Genomic DNA, 19,171 nt, shown 5'->3' with positions numbered 1-19,171 from the left:
ATCTCAGGCGACGCGACGCGCGCGACGCGCGGTGACAGTGGACACTGACCGCGGCGGGGGCCGGCCGGACCGGCGAAAGGTCCGCGCGATTGCCGATCGGACCGCGCCAACCTGCTCGACGCGCACCAGCGCGAGTGCCGGGCGCCCGGCGCCATCGACGATCATGCGGGCACCGAGCGCCCCCGACTCCAGCGCCGCCTCCACCACCAGGTCCTGCTCGGGCGCGCTCCACCCCGCACGTCGAAGGGCCTCGTGCGAAGCGATGAGCAGCGGTCCCAGTCCTCGCACGTCACCCGCGCGCAGCAGCGCTACCGCCTGATCGGACAGGCTGCGGCCACCGGCGTCGAACCGGGTCATGGCAGCGAAGTCGCCCTCGGCGAGGTGCCTGCGCACCCGGGTGTCGACAATCAGCAGCCGAAGCCCCGCACTCCTCGAGTCCAGGGCGAGGCGGTCGCGCGAGCCGCCGCGGCTGTCGCAGGCGAGCGCGTCACCGCCGCCCAACAGCAGCGACGCGGCCACCAGTCCCGGGGCTGCGGTGTGAACTGAAAACGCCTGCAGCCCGGCGCTGACCAGGTCGATCAGGTCGGTATCGGGAATGTCGAGTGCGAGCAGGTCGCGCAGGGCAAGTCCGGTCGCGCACGCCGCCGCCACCGGCACCGCCGGTCCGCACCCGCGCGGGAGGTCGGTCTGCACGGTGATCGCCACGCCGCCGAGCGAGTACCCGGACTCACGAAATGCCCACACGACGGCCAGCGGTTCCACCGACCAGTCCGGACCCGATGCGGCCCGGCGGCCGGGCGAGTAACTCGCGGAATCCACCGAGGCCCGCTCGGCCGGCCGGCTGAGCGACCGCAATTCGACGGTGTCGCCGGCTCGGGGTTCGACGGCCACGATCGCACCCCACTCGGTGACGGTCGCAACCGACCCGCCATCGTCGTTCAGCAGGGGGACAGCACCCGGCGCCTGCCAGATTCCGGCTGGATTCCGACCGTGCAGCTTCCGGTAGAAATGCGCAACCAGCCGCAGGTCGAGAGCCGCATCCAGCTGCGAGACCAAGTCAGCCACGGCGACCTCCACGGCTCGCAAGCGCACGATCCGCCAACTCCGCCAGGTGATCGGCCGCCGCCGCGGCGCCACCGGCCGCGTCGAACGACGCCTGTATCCGCCGGGCAGCCGCCCGGTAGGCCGGGTTGTCCAGCACCGCGCGGAGGGCGTCGCGAAGCTCCGGAGCCCGCACGCGTCCGAACCGCACCCGGACCCCCGCACCGGCACGCTCGATCTGTGCGGCGACGATGGGCTGGTCATCGCGAATCGGCGCCACGACCAGCGGCAGACCGTGCGCGAGTGCCTCGCAGGCCGTGTTGTGACCACCGTGGCAGACCACGGCGTCGACCTTGGCGAGCAGCGACAACTGGGGCACGTACTCCCGAACCAGGACATGCGGCGGTACCGGGCCGATCAGCGCCGGAGGAGCCACGATGATCAGCTGCCAGCGGTCCGCCTCCTCGTCGACAGCATCCACCAGGGTTCGGAAGAAGCGGCCGCCGGCTTCGGCGTTCAGCGTGCCCAGCGACACCAACACCGTGCGGCGAACCGGATCGAGCCGGTCCCAGGGGAACGCCACCTCCCTGGGTGTGGCGTTCAGGACCGGTCCGGTGAAGACGAAGTGTTCGGGAACGCCGTCGAGCCGGCCGAGGAGCTCGGTCGTCGAGTAGATCATGACCAGGTGGTCCGACCAGCGCAGATCGACCGGGTCGGGGACGCCGTGAGCGCGCTGGAAAGCCGCCATGCACTCGATCACCCACGACTCGACCCTGGGCAGGGCGGCGAGGGGCCGGGTCAGCTCGGAGGACGTGGTCGCCGAGGTCGCCCACGGCAGCCCGGTCCGGCGGGAGGCCAGCGCACCCGCGAGCGCCTGCTGATCGGAAACGATGACGTCCGGGCCGAACGCGTCGATCGCCGCACCGACCGCGGGCAGCATCATGTGCCCGAGTGGAATCAAGAACTCTTCCCAGAAGAACTTCAGCTCCGCGAAACCGCGCAGTCCGAGCCAGCGTTCGCGGAAAGCGCGCAGCCGTCCGTCGGATATCTCCTCCGCGACCGGGAAGATCCGGGCGCCCGCCGGCACCAGCGGTTCGAGGGCGACCCGATGGCCCACCCACGCCACCTCGTGGGCACGTCCGGCAAGTTCCGCCGCGATGGCTGCCGTGGGGTTGATATGCCCGGCCAGCGGCGGGACGACGAAAAGGAAGCGGCTCATAGTCGAGCACCCGCCTGCGAACCCAGCCAGGACACCACGACTTCGGCGAGCGGGCCGGCCGCCTCCCGCAGCACGGTGTGGGCCAGCCCCGGCAACACCTCCACCGTGCAGTCCGGGACCCGGCCGACGAGCTCGTGTGCCGCGCCGATCATCTCGGAATGCTCACCGAACACCGCCAGCACCGGACACCCGATGTCGCCCAGCCGGACCGGGTCGACCACCGGCGCGGCGGCGAGGTCCTCGATCAGTGTCGTCTCGTTGAGCAGCGCGTTGATGCCGGCCGCTTGCCGCGCCAGCTTGCGCCATCCCACGGCGGCGCATTGTTCGCCGATCCGTTCGTGCTCGTATTGCAGGGCGGCGACACTGAGGGTGTTGATCATGCGTTCGAGCCACTCACCGACGATTTCGCCGGCGAATCCGGCGTCGATCAGAACCAGGCCCGCGACCCGTTCGGGCCGGGCCAGCGCCGCATGCCCGGCGAGAATTCCGCCATAGCTGTTGCCGACCAGGACGACCGGATCGCGGATATCCAAGGCGTCAAGGATCGCGAACAAGTCCGCCATGGCGTCGTCGAGGCGATAGCCCTCCGGGGGACGCTCCGACAGGCCCTGGCCACGCTGGTCGTACAGGATCACCTCGACGCCGGCCTTGGCGACCGGGTCGGCGAGTGTGTAGTAGAAGCTCGAGAGGTCGTCGACGGCGAGCCCGTGCAGGAATACGGCCGTGCGGTGGTCGCCCGGGACTGGCCGATGCCGAGCCGGCGCCACCCGCTGCACGTGAAAGCGCAGACCGTTCGCGAAAACCTCAGCCACCGGGCACCTCCAGGAAGCCGGTCAGGAGATCCACCAGCGGTCGCCTGGCCGTGACCGGCAGATCGTGGCCGCCCGGCAGCACCCGGCAGGACATCCCCGGCCTGCCTTCGGCGAGTCCCTCGGCCGCCGCGCGGTACGGCGACTCGGCGCCCACGACGATCATCGTCGGAATTCGAGCCAGTTCTCGCAGGTCCATTCCGGAGAGCGGGGGTTCGGCCTCGAGCTCGGACAGGATCGTCGTCTCCTCGATCAACCGGCACAGGGCCAGTCCGGCCCGGTTCTGCAGGCCGGAAGGCGAGGCGGCACGCGCCTGCTCGCGGGTCAGGAGGCTTTCGTCAGGTGTCCACCAGGGCCGTGCGCCGTCCGCGATCGGCGGATCGACGAGCGCCATCCGGGTGACGCGGCCCGGCTGGGCAAGCGCGAAGCGCACTGCCACGATCGCTCCGAAGCTGTGTCCGACGACGGCGAAGCGTTCCAGGTCCTCGGTCAGCGCGGCGAGGTCGCGCGCCATCTGGCCGGAGCCGTAGCCCGACGGTGTGCGCTCGCTCAGGCCGTGGCCACGCCAGTCGATGAGCCGGATCCGGGTGCGGGCGGCAAGCGCCGGAGCCACCGTCAGATACCAGGAGGCGAGGCTTCCGGTGAACAACCCGTGCAGCATCACCACCCGTGGTCCCGAGGACCCCAGCTCCACCGTGTGGAACCGTGCCCCGCGTGCGGTCACGAACGTCATCGGTCGACCGCCTCGGAGGGGTGCGCGAGGCATCTCTCGATGTAGGCGACCAGGCCGCCGATGTCCATCCCCATGATCTCGTCGATGTCCATGTCCGCGACGAACTCGACGAAGTTGACCTGCTCGCCGTAGCGCTGCTCGAGCTTCTCCCCCAGCGCCACCAGCTCGATGCTCTCCATCGCGAGGTCGTCGCTGAATGTCGTGGACGGGGTGATCTCGACATCCAGCAGGAAGTCCGCGCCGATCACCTCGGTGAGCATGCGGAGCACCTCGTCGAAGACACGGTTGCCGGTGCCGTCGGTTGTCATGGCTCTTCCTCCGTGTCTTCCGAAGCCGGGTCCGTCCACGCGACGACGAATGCCGCATCCGCCGCTCCGACGCGCGTGGTCCGAACCCGCCGAACCGGGTGATCGGATGCGCTGAGGGCCACGGTGAGAACACCGTCAGGGGTTGAGTCGGTGACCACGAGGTCGCCCGGACGGGTGGGCGGGCCCAGCGCCTCGGCGACCGCCCGTTCGGCCGCCGAGAACCGGGCTGCCGTCGTCGCCGGATCGCCGTCGCGCTCTGCAAGAGCCTGAATATCGATCCCGAGCGAACCTATCCCGGCAACTGCCACCCCGAATCCTGGAGTCCGCCCGCGGCAGTCGGTGGCGGCGATCGAGACCCGCAGGCCGCGAGGGACCCGACCGCCGCTGACGTGCGGTGATCCGGCCTCGTCGTCGAGTACGGCGAGCTCACACGGATAGATGGGACCGCCACCGCGCGCCCACAGCCAGTTGCGCACCGCATCCTTGGCGGCGATCCGGCCGAGCAACCACCGCCGCTGCGCGATCGGATCGAGCCGCGTGTACTCGGCACGCTCGGCGGAACAGAGGTAACCGCGCATGGCCAGCTCACGCGACCCGCTGTCCGGCCACCGTTCCTTGACCAAACACCAACCGCCCGTTTGCATCTCGCCGACGCCACGGGACTCGGGCGCGAACTTCATCGGCCAGGTGACCTCGTCGCTGGCGAATCGATGGTCGGTCCAGCCCTCGATCCGGGCCCACAGCCGACCCGAACCGTCGACGAGCTCGGCGTCGGCACGAACCTGCCGGGCGGTGACCTCGCGGATCCACACCGTCTGCGTCAGTAGTTCCCCGACTGCGGGATGCGGACCGTACAGGTGAATCGCCGCGAAGCCCACGGGAAACACCATCTTGTCGGCGTCCAGGCTGATCTGAGCCCAATGCCCGATGAGCTGGCCCGCCGCATCGAGCAGCGCGCCCCGCGTCGGCAGGTTCACCACCACGCCGCGATGGCCGTTGTCGGCGCTGCACAGGATATTGGCGACGCCGGCGAAACGTGGGCCGTGGAAGGCCCAGTGCTCGGTGTACACCTCGGGCGCGTCGACCACGGGCGGCCGCTCACCGGTGAGCGGCTCGCAGCTCGGCGCCCGTAGCTCCGGGTACCGTGCGGCGAGGAGGACCGTGCCGCTCGAATGACCCTCGATCGTCACCGCGACGCGGTCGACGCCGTCGATCCCTCGGCCCTGCGCGACTGCCCGGATCGTCGCAGTCGTCGGCGGCGCCACGGCCAGCCAGCGCAGCGCACGGACGTCGACCCACCCGATCACTGCCCGGCCGGGAATCAGGTCGCGAGCGGCATCGGCCATCACCTCGAGCATCACCGTCAGGGGAACCACCGGGAAGCCGTCGGAGGGGTCCGGCCAGCCGGGAGGCACGGGCCGCAGCGAGTGGTCCAGGAGCTCCGGCATCCGCTCCAGCGAGAACACCTGCGTCGTGGTGCCTTTCACTCGGGTCACGGCATCGCCTGCGGGGGTGACCGGCGCGGGCGGGCCGCCGCTGGTTCGCCAGGCCTCGACGACCGCCTGGGCATCAGCGGTCACCTCGGCAACGAGAGCGTCCAGCTCGGCCAGGACCGGGTCGCCGGAAACCCTTGCACCGGAAGGCCTTTCGGACGAAGTAGCGAGCGGTGGAAGGGCTCCGTCGAAGTGGATCAGCGGGTTGCCCAAATCGAGTCGCATCGTGGTGCCGCGCGGCGCACCGGGCGGCCGGGCACCGGGGAGCCGCTCGAACCGTGGTGCGAGTCCGGCGACCCACAGAGCGGCGGCAACAGTGCGGAGCTGGTCGAGTCCGCCACGCTCCGGAACGTCCGCGGACACGGCCAGGTGCTCCCGGCCACGCAGCGTGTCCTCGATGAATCCGGGCAGGCTGCCCGGCCCGACCTGGACGAAGGCCACCACCCCCCGAGCGTGCAAGCGCTCGATCAGTTGCCGGAACCGAACCGACTCGATGAGATGCCGGATGACCAGCGCCCGAATCTCATCGGCAGCATCCGGGAAGGGTTCGAGCGAGGTCGCCGACCACACCGGAATATGGGGCCGTCCCAGCGGGAGTCGACGCAACGCCTGGTGGGCGGGCCCCAGGAAGGGCTCGATCATCGGCGAGTGGAATCCGGTTCGGACCGGCACCACCTGGGCCAGGACGCCGACTCCGCGCAACCGGGTGATCGCGGCGTCGATACGGTCCGGGCGGCCGCAGATGACCGACTGATGCGGGCAGTTGTCGTGCGTCAGCGCGACGCCGTCCGGGCCCATGAGGTCGCCCAGAGCGGCCGTTGCCTGCGCGGCCGAACATCCGAGCGCCCCGTACACCAGGTCGGGCGGGCTCGCGAAACCCGGCCGCAGCGAGTCGAGAAATGCGTCGATCCCTTCGCGCTGGTAGAGGCCGCCGACGATCATCGCGGTCCACTCGCCCAGGCTGTGCCCGGTCAGAGCGCCGGGAACCACGCCGAGCTCGCCGAGCGCCGCGGCGAGTATTCGACCCATCGCGATGAGGTCGACGGCCTGATCGATGAAGTCCTCGCCGTGCCGCAACGCAGGCACGGGTAGCCCGAAGTGTGACGCCACTTCGTCCACGCGGGGCTCGAACCCGGCTTCCAGGCCGGGGAAGACGAAAGCGAGGCCACTGGAGTCGGTGAGCAGGGGCCGTGGCGCGAAGTGAATGTCGTTGCGGCCCCGCCACGGCGTTGCCCGGGCAACGATCTTGCGCGCCAACGCAATCCGCTGCGCATTCGGCCCGACGATCGCCAGCCGGGCCGGACCGCCGTCGGTGCGCGGGAGGGTGGCCGCCTGCGCGAGCAGCGCCTCGTCGCCTGCCTCGAGTTGGCGCGCGATCTCTTCGGGGCCTGCCCCGACGAGGAGCAGCAGACCTTCAACGGAGCTGTGCCCGTTCCGGCGGGAGCCGGTATCGGGACTCTCGATGACGGCACCGGCGGAACCGGCGAGCCGCCTCCGAACGGTATGCCCGTCGGGCGGCCGCTCGACGATGACGTGGGCATTGATCCCGCCGAACCCGAACGCGTCGACCGCGGCACGGCGCGGAGCGGGTGCCCGGCTGTTCCAGGGCCGAGCCTCGGTGATGGGGACGAACCGGCTGCCCGCGAACCCGGGATGCGGCTCCTCGCAGTGCAGGGTCGGGGGCAGCACACCGTGGTGGACGGCACAGATGGCCTTGATCAGACCGGCGATCCCGGCGGCAGGCATGGCGTGGCCGATCATGGATTTGACCGAACCGATCCCGATGTCCGGCGCCGCTCCGATCACCGGCCCGAAGACGCTGGTCAGGGTGGCCAGCTCGGTCTGGTCACCGGCCGGTGTCGCCGTGCCATGGGCCTCCAGCAGACCGATCGCATTCGGCTCGGCGGGGTTCAGGCCGGCGGATCGCCAGGCCCGCTCCACCGCGAGCACCTGACCCTCCATCCGGGGTGCCATCAGGCTCGCTGCCCGCCCGTCACTCGAGACGCCGGTACCGCGGATCACGGCGTATATCCGGTCGCCGTCACGCTCGGCGTCCGCGAACCGCTTGAGCACGACCATCCCCGTGCCTTCGCCGATGAGCAGGCCATCGGCCTCGCGATGGAACGGGCGAATCATCTGCCGGCGGCTGATGGCGCCGAGCTGGGTGAAGACCGACCACATCACGATGTCGTGGGTGTGGTGCACCCCACCGGCGATCACCAGGTCGCAGCGGCCGGTGGCCAGTTCGGAGCGGGCCAGGTCGACGGCGACGAGTGCGGAGGCACAGGCGGCGTCCACGACGTACGCGGGACCGTGCAGGTCGAGCCGATTGGCGATGCGCGAGGCCGCCAGGTTCGGCACCAGCCCGATCGCGGCCTCGGGCCGATCGGGGCCGAGCCGTTCCTGGAAGGCCTCGCGCACGCGCACCAGCTGGTCCTCGGCGATCCCCGGTACCAGCTCGCGGAGAGTGGTGACCAGCTGATGCGCCGTACGGACCCGCTGGTCCAGGCGCGCACCTGCCGCCGACAGGTAGCCGCCGCGGCCCAGAATGACCCCGACCCGGCTGCGATCGGGCAGGCGGTCCTCGCCGCCGGCATCGGCGATCGCCTCGGTGGCCACGCGCAGCGCCAGCAGCTGGTCCGGCTCGCTGCCGGCCGCCGCGACCGGCATGATGCCGTACGCCGCGGGGTCGAAGGTCGCCAGGTCGTCGACGAATCCGCCTCGGCGGCAATACATCCGGTCGCTCGCGGCAGGCAGGTCCGGCTGGAAGTAGGAGGGGTCCCAGCGGGTGGCGGGCACCTCGGTGATGGCGTCCACGCCCGCTTCGATGTTCTGCCAGAACGCTCGAGCGTTCGGCGCACCCGGAAACACCGCGCCGATCCCGACGACGGCGATGTCCTGGCCGGTAGGGCCGTGGCGCTCAGTCATGGCGGAAACCACTGTGCTGCAGCGCGGCCGGTGCGCCGGCATCGGCGGCGAACGCTTCGGGAGATCCGCACAGATACACGACTTGCGGATCCCCGTCGCCCTGCGCCAGCTCCCGCAACAGGCAGGCGACGCCCTCGTCGGGGTCGATCGCCCCGATGCCCCGGCGGGCGTACTCCCGCAACAGCTCAGGCGAGACCATGCCGCCCACGGGCGAGGCCCATGGCCCCCAGTCCACCGACACGACCCGGCCGGTAAAGCGTTTCGCCCAGATGTGCGCGAGGGTATCCAGGGCGTCGTTGGCAGCCGCGTAATCCACCTGGCCACGGTTGCCGTAAACGCCCGACACGCTGCCGAAAAGTACGAGGAAGGCAAGGCGTTCCGGGTCAACAGCCTCGGCGAGCGCCCGGGCCCCGATGACCTTGGTGGAATAGACCCGCGCGAATCCCTCGGGACTCTTGTCGCGCAGCAGCCGGTCGTCCAGCACACCGGCACCGTGGACCACGCCATCGAGCCGACCGTGTTGTGCGTAGATGTCCTCGACGACACGGCGCACTCCCTCGACATCCCGGACATCGACGGCGTGGTAGCGCACGGATGCGGCATACCGGTTCAGCTCTGCCAGCGTGGAACGGATCTCCCGCTGAGCAAGGAGCCGGCGGGTGCGCGCCTCGACCTCGGCCGGCGTCCGGGTCCCCAGGTCGATCACGGCACGCCGCAGCGATACCGGATCGCGTGCGTCCGCGGTCGCGGGATCCTCGTCATCGGTCGGTTGCGGTGTGCGGCCGAGCAATTCGATGCGGCACCCGGTGGCGCGGGCCACTCCCATCGCCACCTTGGCGGTGATGCCGCGAGCGCCTCCGGTCAGCAGGACAACCGAGGAAGCGTTCAGATCCGGTGCCGCCGGTGCGGCCCCCACATGCTCCAGCGAGGCCGGCTCGATGCGCCGGGACACGCGCCGGCCGTCGCGGTACCCCACAACTACAGGCGATTCCTCACCGGCCCAGAGCAATTCGGCCAGCAGGTGCGCGGCAATCCGCTCCGCGGGATCCTCGGGGTCCACATCGACGGCGCGCACGACGCGCTCCGGGAACTCCCGCGCGATCGTTCGCACCAGCCCGTGCAGGCCCAAGCCCGCAGTTCGCCCGTCCCGGGAATCATGACCGAAGCCGCCGCCGAACCCGGTCACGACCAACAGCCGCTGCGCCCCGCCGAGAACGACCTCGCGTATGTCGCCGAACCCGTCCGGCAGCACCTGCCCCTCCGGAGCGATGGCGCCCAGGTGAACGACCGTGTCGGCGTCCGACAGCGATCCATGCCCGTCACCGTCCGGCGACAGCAGGCGCACCGTGGCACCGTGCCGCTGCAGCAGCCCTGCCAGTTCTCGGCTCACGCCGTGATCAGGGTTGGTGATCGCGAACCGGCGCCCGGCCAGCAATCTCGCCGGATCGGACCCGTTGGTGCCTCGCTGTGCGGGTAGCGGAGCGACCCGAATCACATAACGCGAACACCCTTCCGGGGCAGGCGGTTCCGGTCCGGATTGCTCGCTCTTCGTGGTCGCCTCTCTCGGCTCGGGTGGCCTTCGGGAATCGCCCACCCGGGCCAGGAGCCAATCGACGATCGCTCGCAGCGTCTTCTGCTGTGCGAGTTCCTCAACGGCCGACTGGTCGGTCTCGACCGCACCGACGCCCAAGAACGATGTGCGCTCCTGCAAGGCGCCGACGATCTCGATGCGTTTGATGGAGTCGATGCTCAGATCGGCTTCCAGGTCGAGATCGGCTTGCAGCATGTCCTCCGGATAGCCGGTGCGTTCACTGACGATCGTCCGCACCGCCTCGAGTGCGCGCTCCGGCGTGACCGGGACGTCGGCACCCGCTGAACCCCGTTCCTCGGCGAGCGGTACGAGACCCTCGGTAAGCACCGGCGTCTTCGCGGGCGGTGCCCGCCGCGGCGCGCCGAGGTACGCCAGCATGACGTCACGCTGGGCACCCATCGCCTCGCGCGTGGACCGCAAGTACTCCAGGACCGCGCCGTCGCGGTCGGGTTCGGCCTGTCCCGTCGCTGGGATGGGCTGGATCGCGAGTTCGCGGGCCGGCCGAAGTGCGCCGGGGAGGTACTGGCCTGCGGCGGTCCGGATCAGGTGGCCGTTCACGAACCATCCGGGTCGGCGCGGAACAGCGGACGTCGACACGGTCGTCGCGTCCCGGCCGTGGAAAAGCGGCGTCGGGTCGACCGGCACGCCCGCCACCGCGAGTTCGCCGAGGGTGAGCAGCAGCCGTCGCAGCCCGGGCTCGCCCGGCACATCGCAGGCCACCGCCGTGTGTGGGCGCCCGGCGAGAATCCGGCCGGCCAGCCCGGTCAGCACCCGGCCCGGTCCGGCCTCGACGAACACTCGAATGCCGGAGTTGTACATTGCCTCGATCTGGTCCGCGAAGCGCACCGGCTCGGTGAGATGCCGCACCAGCATGTCTCGAATGGCTTGGGGCGCTTCGGGATACGGCGACGCGGTCGTGTTCGACCAGACCGGGATCGACGGTTCGGCCATCGATCGCCGACGGAGTTCTGCGGCCAGCGGCTCGGCTGCTCCGGCGACGACCGGGCTGTGGAAGCCGCACGCCACCTGAAGTTTGGTGGCCTTCAGCCCACTTTCGCCGAAGCAGGCCATGGCGGCGTCGATCGCGGGGGTGGGCCCGGAGATGACGGTCTGATCGGGAGCATTGTGGTTTGCCACCACTACCGTCCGGCAGCCGGAGTTCCCGCCGAGGACGGCTCGGACCCGCTGCGGGGTGGCGGCTACGGCTGCCATCGCCCCTGGATCCCCGTCCGCCGCGGACACGACCGCGGCGTGGATCGCCTCCCCGCGCGCGATGCTCAGGTCGAGCAACTCGTCCGCACCGAATACACCGGCCGCATACAGCGCGACGAACTCGCCGTAGCTGTGACCCGCCACGGCGTCGGGCCGGACACCGAGCGAGGTGAGCAGCTGATGCATGGCCATGCCCGCCGCTCCGAGCGCACGCTGCGCGATCCTGGTGTCGGCCAAGGCGGCTCGCTGCCGCGCCACCTCCTCCGGCGAGAATGCCGCGGGCGGGAACATCGCACCGGCGGCCTTGTCGTCGGCCAACAGGGTCCGCAGCCTGGGGAAGGCCACGAACAGGTCGGCGAGCATCCCGACCCGCTGGGAGCCCTGACCGGGGAACAGAAAGGCAACCTGCCCGGGCTCGACATCCGGCGCACGAGCGTACAGTCCGGCGGATGGATCGGTCCGGAACGCGCGGGCCGACTCCAATCCCCGGGCCAGTTCGTCCAGGTCACCGGCCACGAGTGCGACCTGTACCGGCACATCCGCAGTCGATGGATGCAGCGAGGCGGTCAGTGCGAGGTCGCGCAGCCGCCAGGGCCGCCCCGCCGTGTCGTTGGCCGCGATCAACTCGGCCAGGCGATCGATCTCCCGCACCGCCGCGGCCTGGTCGACACCGCGGAACAAGAACAGCTCGGCGGGCCATTCATCGAGGCCGTGCGCGGGCTCGGGCGCGCCGCCGTAGCCCGCGACCACCGCATGAAAGTTGGTGCCCCCGAAGCCGAAAGCGCTCACCCCGGCGATCCGTTCGGATGCGGGTGCGCACCAGGGCCGGGCAGCCGTATCGAAGAAGAACGGGCTGTTCTCGCGCTGCCAGTACTCGTTCGGATGCTGCAGGTGACCGCTCGGCGGTCGCACTCCCGCGTGCACTGCCCGCGCTGTCTTGATCAGGCTGGCCAGCCCCGCAGCGCATTTGGTGTGCCCGATCTGGGACTTCACCGATCCCAGCGCACAGGCTCCGGCGGATGCGCCGGCCTCGGTCAAATACGTTGTCAGTGTGGACAATTCGGTTCGGTCGCCGACAACTGTCCCGGTGCCGTGCGCTTCCACGAGACCCAGCCGAGCGGGCGACACACCGGCCATGCGGTAGGCACGCTCCAGCGCCGACCGCTGGCCCTCCGGCCGCGGAGCGGTCAGTCCGCGCGAGCGCCCATCGCTGGAGCCTGCCAGGCCCTTGATCACCGCGATAATGCGGTCGCCGTCGCGTTCGGCGTCGGTCAGGCGCTTGAGCACCACGCATCCGACCCCTTCACCGAGCGCGATGCCGTCCGCCGCGCCATCGAACGTGCGGCACCGCCCGCTCTTGGACAGGGCGCCGACCGCGGCGAAAAGCAGGTAGTCGCAGATGCCGTTGTGGGTGTCGGCGCCACCGCACAGCACCATGTCGCTCGTTCCGGCCCGCAGTTCCTTGCAGGCCGCGTCCAGGGCCGCCAGCGATGAGGCGCAGGCCGCGTCGACCGTGTAGTTGACGCCGCCGAGGTCGAGCCGGTTGGCGACGCGGCCGGCGAGCACGTTGCCGAGTACGCCGGGGAAGCTGTCCTCGGTCAAGGCGGGCAAATGAGCATCCAGCGCTTGCGGCAGGTTCCCGAAGTAGCCGGGGAACAGGGCCCGGAACCCGTACGCGGTGCCGAGGTCGGTGCCCGCTTCCGTGCCGAACACCACCGAAACGCGTTCCCGATCGAACTCGCGACCGGTGCCGCCGCCAGCTCCGTCATCCAACGCCCGGTATCCGGCATCGCGCAGCGCGCGGACAGCCACCTCCAACGCGAGCAGTTGCACCGGTTCGATGGCGGCGAGCGATGCGGGCGGGATACCGAAATCGAGAGCGTCGAACGGCACATCCGGCAAGAACCCGCCCCACTTGGAGGGGGTCTTCCGCCCGCCGGCGCGTCCAACGGCTTCCGGGTCGAAATACAGCTCGGGATCCCACCGGTCCGGTGACACCTCGGTAATGGTGTCCACCCCGTTGACAATGTTCGTCCAGTACCGCGCCAGATCCCCGGCTTCCGGAAATACACCGGCCATCCCGATGATCGCCACGTCCAGCGGTGCCGTGGCCCCCTCCCGGGGCACACCGAGGTCGGCGTCGAAGCCCAGCTCGGCCGCGCGCGCCGCCAGAAGTCCGGTGGCACCGTCGCTGACCTGGGAGTGCAGCACGGGCATGGTCGTCGTGGCCGACCGCAGCGCGGCGACGTCGCCGATCATCACCATCCCGTCGGCCCGCTGGATGTCCTCGCCGACCGGGACGATCTGCTCGCCTTCGCGTCGCAGACCTTTACTGGCAATGCGCAACCTGCCGAGGTTCAGTTGCTCGAGCTGCGCCCACATCTGCTGCTGGGGTACTCGATCGGCGACGAGCCGTCGCTTGGCGTCCAGGAAGGCCCGCACATACGGTGAGTCCGCGCACCGGGTGGAATGCCCGGGCGAGGTCTCGAGGAGCACTGTGCAATCGCACTGCAGTGCCGTCTGCTGGAAGGCCGGCATGACGGCGCCCGCCGCCACCGCCTCCTCGGTGAAGAGGTAGGCGGTGCCCATCAGCACCCCGATCCCTGCGCCACGCTCGACCAGCGGAGCGCCCAGGGCGGCCACCATCGCCGCGGATCGCTCATCGTGAATCCCGCCCGCGAAGAGGATCTGCAGCTCTTCGAAGAATCGTTCACCCGCTGCGGCGGCTCGCTCGCCGAACGCGAGCAGGTGCTCGACCTGGACATCCCACAGTGCGAAGCTGCTGCGCGGACCGACATGGCCGCCGCACTCGCGCCCTTCGAAGACGAACCGCCGCGAGCCCTGAGCCAGGAATTGATCGAGCAACCCGGGCGAGGGCACGTGCAGGAATGTCGGGATGCCTGCCGCCTCGAGCTCCGCACCCTGCGAGGGCCGTCCGCCCGCAATGAGCGCGTAGGGCGGGCGGATCGCGAGAATCGCCTCCAGCTGAGCATCCCGTACCTGGCCCGGGACGAACCCGAGGATCCCGGCTCCCCACGGGGCGTCGCCCAGCAGAGCCGCGGTCTCCTCGAGCAGCGCCGTGGTCTTCTCGCCGGACAGCAGCGACAGTGCGAGGAACGGCAGGCCGCCCGCGCCTGCGACGGCCGCGGCAAACGCCGGCCTGTCACTGACATGCGTCATCGGTCCCTGTGCCACGGGAACCCGCAGGCCATGTGCGGCGGCGAACGCCGACCCGGCCGCGAGCGGCCTGCGCTCGGCGACGGTGTTCAGATCTGCGGCAACCGAGGCGCGTACCGCTTGGACCGCCGCTCCGGCGGTGACATACCGCTGCGCCAGCTCCGCGGCCACGGCACCTTCCTGGCCGACCGGAAGCACCTGAGTGCGCAGGTCACGCGCACCGAATCGCGCGGCCGGATCCGGTACGCCCGCCCCCGCTCCGGCCACGGGCAAGTCGGGGCGCACGTAGATTCGATAGCCGCCGACGACCGCCGTCTCGCTGCCGTCCATCGCGCGGATTGCGGCGGCGACGGCGGGCGGCAGATCCATTTCCGCTGTCAACGCCAGCTGGGTATCCAGCACGACGCCCACTGCCCCGCCGGCAAGGGCAGCCGCTGCCGAATGCACTCCGATTCCACCCGCGGCCCAGACCGGCGCGGTAATTTCCGGCGCGGCCAGGAGCTGTTGCAGCAGCACGAACGTCGTCAACTCGCCGACTCGGCCACCCGCCTCACATCCCCGGGCGATCAGGCCCTGCGCACCGGACGCGACTGCCACGCTCGCCTCGTCCAGCGAGACCACCTCGGCCAGTAGCCGCTTGCCCAGGACGCCGGCGGTGCGCCACGGCGATCGGGCACCCGGTGACAACAGGGGCGATGGCAACACAATCGTGTCGACTCGGTCGGGCAGATCGGCGGGAGTGAGCTCGCAGCCGGGCGGGGCGCGGACACCGAAAGGTCCCGTCCACCACCGGCACACGTCCGCCAGCGCGGCACGCGCGAGGTCCGGCCTGTACCCCAGGTCGAGGACGCCCAGCCCACCGGCACGCTCCACGGCCACCACCAACGCGGCATTCGGCTCCGCGAATGGGGTGACGACGACGACCAGGTCTCGCGTATTCGGCGTGCCAGGCATACGCATCTTCTCCGCGATAGACACCAGATGCCCCGTCGTACACGCTCACGCGTCCGGCGGATCCCGACTGAACGCAAATTTTACTCGCCATGGGCAGGCGGGCCTACCTCCGCGAAAGAGACCAAATGAAGCGGCCATGCGCCAAAAGCGTTCCCGCGCCGACGTGGTGGTGTGGTCTCGAAGCCGCGATGACACTCGCCCACCGCGTCCGTTCGGTGGCGGATGCAATGCGTACAACCGAGGAAAATGACGTTCGCCGCTTATCCGAGGAAATGAATAACGGACATAACAACGCACTCGTCGAGGAACTGTTCTGCCCCTGGTTATGGATCTTCCCGGGTACGGTTCCCGATGCCATCAACTCTGGGTGTTTCCGCAGGTCCCATGGATATGTAGGCCTTCGCCCCTCAGTTTCCCGCGATAGATGCGTTGCGGCAACGCATTTGGATGTAGCGCGCCGATGTTCGATAGCGATCGGCACGGTCGGCACGGCAATCCGACCGCGCCGCAAGCGAATTAGCGGTTCGGAGTCAGTGCGATCCCTCCTCAGCAAGATGTAGGTCACGGCAATCACGCCGGCAGCCGAGGAGTTGAAGGCCGACGACGGTTGGAGTGCCAAGAGGACCCCGCAGGCCAGGCAGGCGACGACGAGGCCGAGCGCTCTCGGATACACCAGCAGCCGTCCGACGCTGCCTTGAAAGGACCTGCTCGTCAGCATGGGGATGCTCGTTGCCGAGACCGGCCGGCGAGGGCGCCATCGGAGAGCAGCCGAGGCGTCGCCAGCCTCTCCAGCGACCCGATGATGACGGCAATGGAGCCGATGGCCGCCCCGGGTCGGAACCGGCCCGCCACGCCTGGGTCAATGATCCGGGTACCGGCGACGCGGCGGATTGAGCAAAGGCAGAAATAGGTATGTCTCGGGGAGATCGGCCGTCGTGCCGACACAGGCCCGCAACCAATGCTGTCTTCACTGCCGACGCGGCCGATTCCCCCGGAAACGCCGCCAGGGCTCATTCGCCCCGCAAGTCGCAACGGAGCGACATGTGCCCGGCACCGAAATTCCCGAGGAGGAACTCAATGGCCACCGGACCCCGTCCACGCACCCGGACCGCCCGCCGTCTCGCCATCTACGCCCTGGCAGCCGCATCACTAACGATCACGGCAACCGCCCAGGCATCGGCACTCGTCCCGCAAACACCGGCACAAACCACTCCGGCAGCCATGAGTCTTTCCGGCAAGGTTTCGGCGGAATCCGGCGTGTACGGTTCCGACCTCGACGGCTGGATCCGTCAGGCACTGGATATCATGGCCGCACAAGGCATTCCGGGCAGCTACGACGCCATCCACCGCAACATCATGCGCGAATCCGGAGGAGACCCCGGCGCCATCAACCTCTACGACTCCAACGCCGCCAGCGGCACCCCGTCCAAAGGCCTGCTCCAGGTCATCGACCCAACCTTCCAGGCCTACCACGTCGCCGGAACCTCCTGGGACATCTACGACCCCGTAGCCAACATCACCGCCGCCTGCAACTACGCAGCCGCCCGCTACGGCTCCATGGACAACGTCAACTCCGCATACTGACCCTCGGAAGCCCGGATCCCCGCTCGGACTCCCGATGGCCCCGACCGCCGCGGTGAGGGGTACACGATCGTCATGCCTGCCAGAACATCTCGATATCGACTCTGAACGGGTGTCAGGTCTGGCCCGCTGCTCGCTGGGTGATGTCATGGGGTTGACGCGCCTTCGATCTCGGCGAGTCTTGTTGCGCCCGGACAGATAGTCACGTTCACGTGGAATAGGATGCCCTGGTCGGCCGTTTGCCTGACTAGGACAGGTAAATGCCTGACTGCAGCGCCACCGACCACCGACGACGCAGTGCCGTGCCTCCCAGGGGAGTTCTGACGTGAAAGCTATCCAGATGACGCAACAGGGTGGACCGGATGTCCTGCAGTTGGTGGACGTGCCCGACCCGGTGCCCGGTCAGGGCCAGGTGGTGGTCCGCGTCCAGGCCGCCGCGGTCAACTTCTCGGACGTCATGCGCCGCCGCGGCGACGTGTACCCGGTCCCGACGCCCGTCCCGTTCGTGCCCGGTGCGGAGGTAGCCGGGACGGTGGTCGCGGTCGGTGGGGGCGTCGACAACCTTCCGATCGGAACACCGGTGTTCGGCACCGTCGGAAACGATGCCTCCGGCGGTTATGCGGAACTCGCGGTGGCCTGGTCCGGGAGTCTGATCCCGATTCCGCCTGGCCTGTCACCCGACTCGGCCGCGGGCATCGTCGTCTCCGGCCTGGCCGCTGCGATCATGTTGGACGAGGTCGCCCACCTCCGGCCCGGTGAGACCGTCTTCGTGCCGGCCGCGGCCGGTGGCGTGGGCAGCTACGCCGTGCAGATCGCAAAGCTGAAGGGCGCCACCGTGATCGCCGGTGCCGCTACCGCGGCCAAGCGAGAGATCGCGCTGCGGCTCGGAGCCGATCACGCCGTCGACTACACCGCCCCGAACTGGACCGACCAGGTCTTGGAGCTCACCGGCGGCCGCGGCGTCGACGTCGCGCTGGAGATGACCGGGCCCGCACGCGTGATGGAAACGTTGACGATTCTCGCGCCGTTCGCACGGGTCGTTGTCTACGGTTCGGTCTCCGGAACCGTGGAAGGTCTGGACCCAGCAGCCCTGAAACCGTTGCTGTACGACCCCGCACCCAGCCAGGCCCTCATCGGCTTCAACCTCGGTATCTGGTTCGAACACCGCCTCGCCGATGCGGGTGCCGCGCTGCAGCGGCTGGTCGGCTGGGTCGCGTCCGGAGCGATCAGTGTCCCCGAGATTCACACGCTGCCACTGGCCGAAGCCGCCGAAGCGCACCGCCGGCTCGAAAAAGGCGTAACCAGTGGGAAGTTGGTGCTGAAGCCATGACCGCCACGACAACCGGCCGGGTAGCCGTCGTCACCGGCGGCGCGGGCGCGATCGGATCGGCCATCGTCCGCGAGTTGCGGGCGAGCGGGCACCGCACCGTCGTGCTCGACCGCGGCGGCGATATCGAGGTCGATCTCGCGGACGAGCAGTCCACGAGGCAGGCCGCCGCGCAGGTACTCGAAAACTTCGGCCGCGCAGACGTTCTCGTGCACAGTGCGGGCGCCTTCGACCAGGCTTCGCTGCAGGACCTGGATGCCGAGACCTGGCGACACGTCCAGGCGGTCAATGTCGAATCGGTGCTGTGGCTCGCTCAGGCCTTCACGCCGGGCATGGCAGAGCGCGGGTTCGGCCGGATCGTGCTCGTCACCTCCGACACCCTCTGGGAGCCGCCCGCACCCGCCCTACTCCCCTACGTCGCCAGCAAGGGCGCGCTGACGGGCATCATGCGGTCGCTGGCACGGGCTCTCGGATCCGACGGCATCGCGGTGACCGCGGTCGCGCCCGGCCTCACCGACACTCCCGGCTCACGCACCGTCAACACCGACGACGATTTCGCCGCCCAAGTCGATCGGCAGGCCTTGGCCCGTCGACTCGTCCCGGCCGACACGGCAGCAACGGTCGCCTTCCTTGCCACCGACGCAGCCGCCGCACTGACCGGCCAAACCCTGGTCGTCGACGGTGGATTCGTCCTGCGTTGACCACGGCCGCCACATGAGTACCACTGTGTGACACGACATCCCGCCGACGAACGCGTGGGGTATGCGACCGGGCCCGGCACGATGCCGACCGGGCCCG

10 protein-coding genes are annotated in these 19,171 nt (G+C 69.8%); 3 read left to right on the top strand and 7 right to left on the bottom strand.

Going from position 1 to position 19,171, the window contains the following annotated elements:
- Positions 1 to 3: 3 nt before the first annotated feature.
- From ACFXIV_RS22015 to ACFXIV_RS21985, 7 genes are read right to left on the bottom strand one after another with little or no spacing between them, the layout of a single operon-like run.
- The gene (locus ACFXIV_RS22015; RefSeq protein ID WP_379396252.1) at positions 4 to 1,065 is read right to left on the bottom strand and encodes a hypothetical protein; all 1,062 of its coding nucleotides are present in this window, start codon (positions 1,063 to 1,065) and stop codon (positions 4 to 6) included.
- The gene (locus tag ACFXIV_RS22010) at positions 1,058 to 2,260 is read right to left on the bottom strand and encodes a glycosyltransferase (RefSeq protein ID WP_379396254.1); all 1,203 of its coding nucleotides are present in this window, start codon (positions 2,258 to 2,260) and stop codon (positions 1,058 to 1,060) included. The genes ACFXIV_RS22015 and ACFXIV_RS22010 overlap by 8 nt, the downstream gene beginning before the upstream one ends.
- Positions 2,257 to 3,072 carry an alpha/beta fold hydrolase gene (locus ACFXIV_RS22005; protein ID WP_379396256.1) on the bottom strand — a complete coding sequence of 272 codons (816 nt, stop codon included), beginning with the start codon at positions 3,070 to 3,072 and terminating at the stop codon, positions 2,257 to 2,259. The genes ACFXIV_RS22010 and ACFXIV_RS22005 overlap by 4 nt, the downstream gene beginning before the upstream one ends.
- Positions 3,065 to 3,802 carry an alpha/beta fold hydrolase gene (locus ACFXIV_RS22000; RefSeq protein WP_379396258.1) on the bottom strand — a complete coding sequence of 246 codons (738 nt, stop codon included), beginning with the start codon at positions 3,800 to 3,802 and terminating at the stop codon, positions 3,065 to 3,067. Before ACFXIV_RS22000 ends, ACFXIV_RS22005 begins: the two co-directional genes overlap by 8 nt.
- Entirely contained in the window at positions 3,799 to 4,110 is a 312-nt protein-coding gene (locus tag ACFXIV_RS21995) for an acyl carrier protein (RefSeq protein ID WP_379396262.1), read from the bottom strand. Before ACFXIV_RS21995 ends, ACFXIV_RS22000 begins: the two co-directional genes overlap by 4 nt.
- Positions 4,107 to 8,531 carry a beta-ketoacyl synthase N-terminal-like domain-containing protein gene (locus ACFXIV_RS21990; protein WP_379396264.1) on the bottom strand — a complete coding sequence of 1,475 codons (4,425 nt, stop codon included), beginning with the start codon at positions 8,529 to 8,531 and terminating at the stop codon, positions 4,107 to 4,109. The genes ACFXIV_RS21995 and ACFXIV_RS21990 overlap by 4 nt, the downstream gene beginning before the upstream one ends.
- Positions 8,524 to 15,465, bottom strand: a complete 6,942-nt coding sequence (locus ACFXIV_RS21985; RefSeq protein ID WP_379396266.1) for an SDR family NAD(P)-dependent oxidoreductase — start codon at positions 15,463 to 15,465, stop codon at positions 8,524 to 8,526. Before ACFXIV_RS21985 ends, ACFXIV_RS21990 begins: the two co-directional genes overlap by 8 nt.
- 1,077 nt (positions 15,466 to 16,542) lie before the next feature.
- Between ACFXIV_RS21985 and ACFXIV_RS21980 the strand changes: the two genes are divergently transcribed.
- From ACFXIV_RS21980 to ACFXIV_RS21970, 3 genes are all read left to right on the top strand, one after another.
- Positions 16,543 to 17,049 (top strand): transglycosylase SLT domain-containing protein, encoded by a 507-nt coding sequence (locus ACFXIV_RS21980; RefSeq protein ID WP_379396268.1) that lies wholly within the window; start codon positions 16,543 to 16,545, stop codon positions 17,047 to 17,049.
- A 337-nt stretch (positions 17,050 to 17,386) separates the two neighbouring features.
- Positions 17,387 to 18,376 (top strand): zinc-binding alcohol dehydrogenase family protein, encoded by a 990-nt coding sequence (locus tag ACFXIV_RS21975; protein WP_379421316.1) that lies wholly within the window; start codon positions 17,387 to 17,389, stop codon positions 18,374 to 18,376.
- A complete protein-coding gene (locus ACFXIV_RS21970) occupies positions 18,373 to 19,074 on the top strand; it encodes an SDR family NAD(P)-dependent oxidoreductase (RefSeq protein WP_379396272.1) in 702 nt (233 codons plus the stop codon). The genes ACFXIV_RS21975 and ACFXIV_RS21970 overlap by 4 nt, the downstream gene beginning before the upstream one ends.
- The last annotated feature ends 97 nt before the right edge of the window (positions 19,075 to 19,171 follow it).

The organism is Nocardia sp. NPDC059236, from assembly GCF_042754085.1.
In the GTDB taxonomy this organism is placed as follows: Bacteria; Actinomycetota; Actinomycetes; order Mycobacteriales; family Mycobacteriaceae; genus Nocardia.
This window is presented reverse-complemented; position numbering and strand designations above follow the sequence as displayed.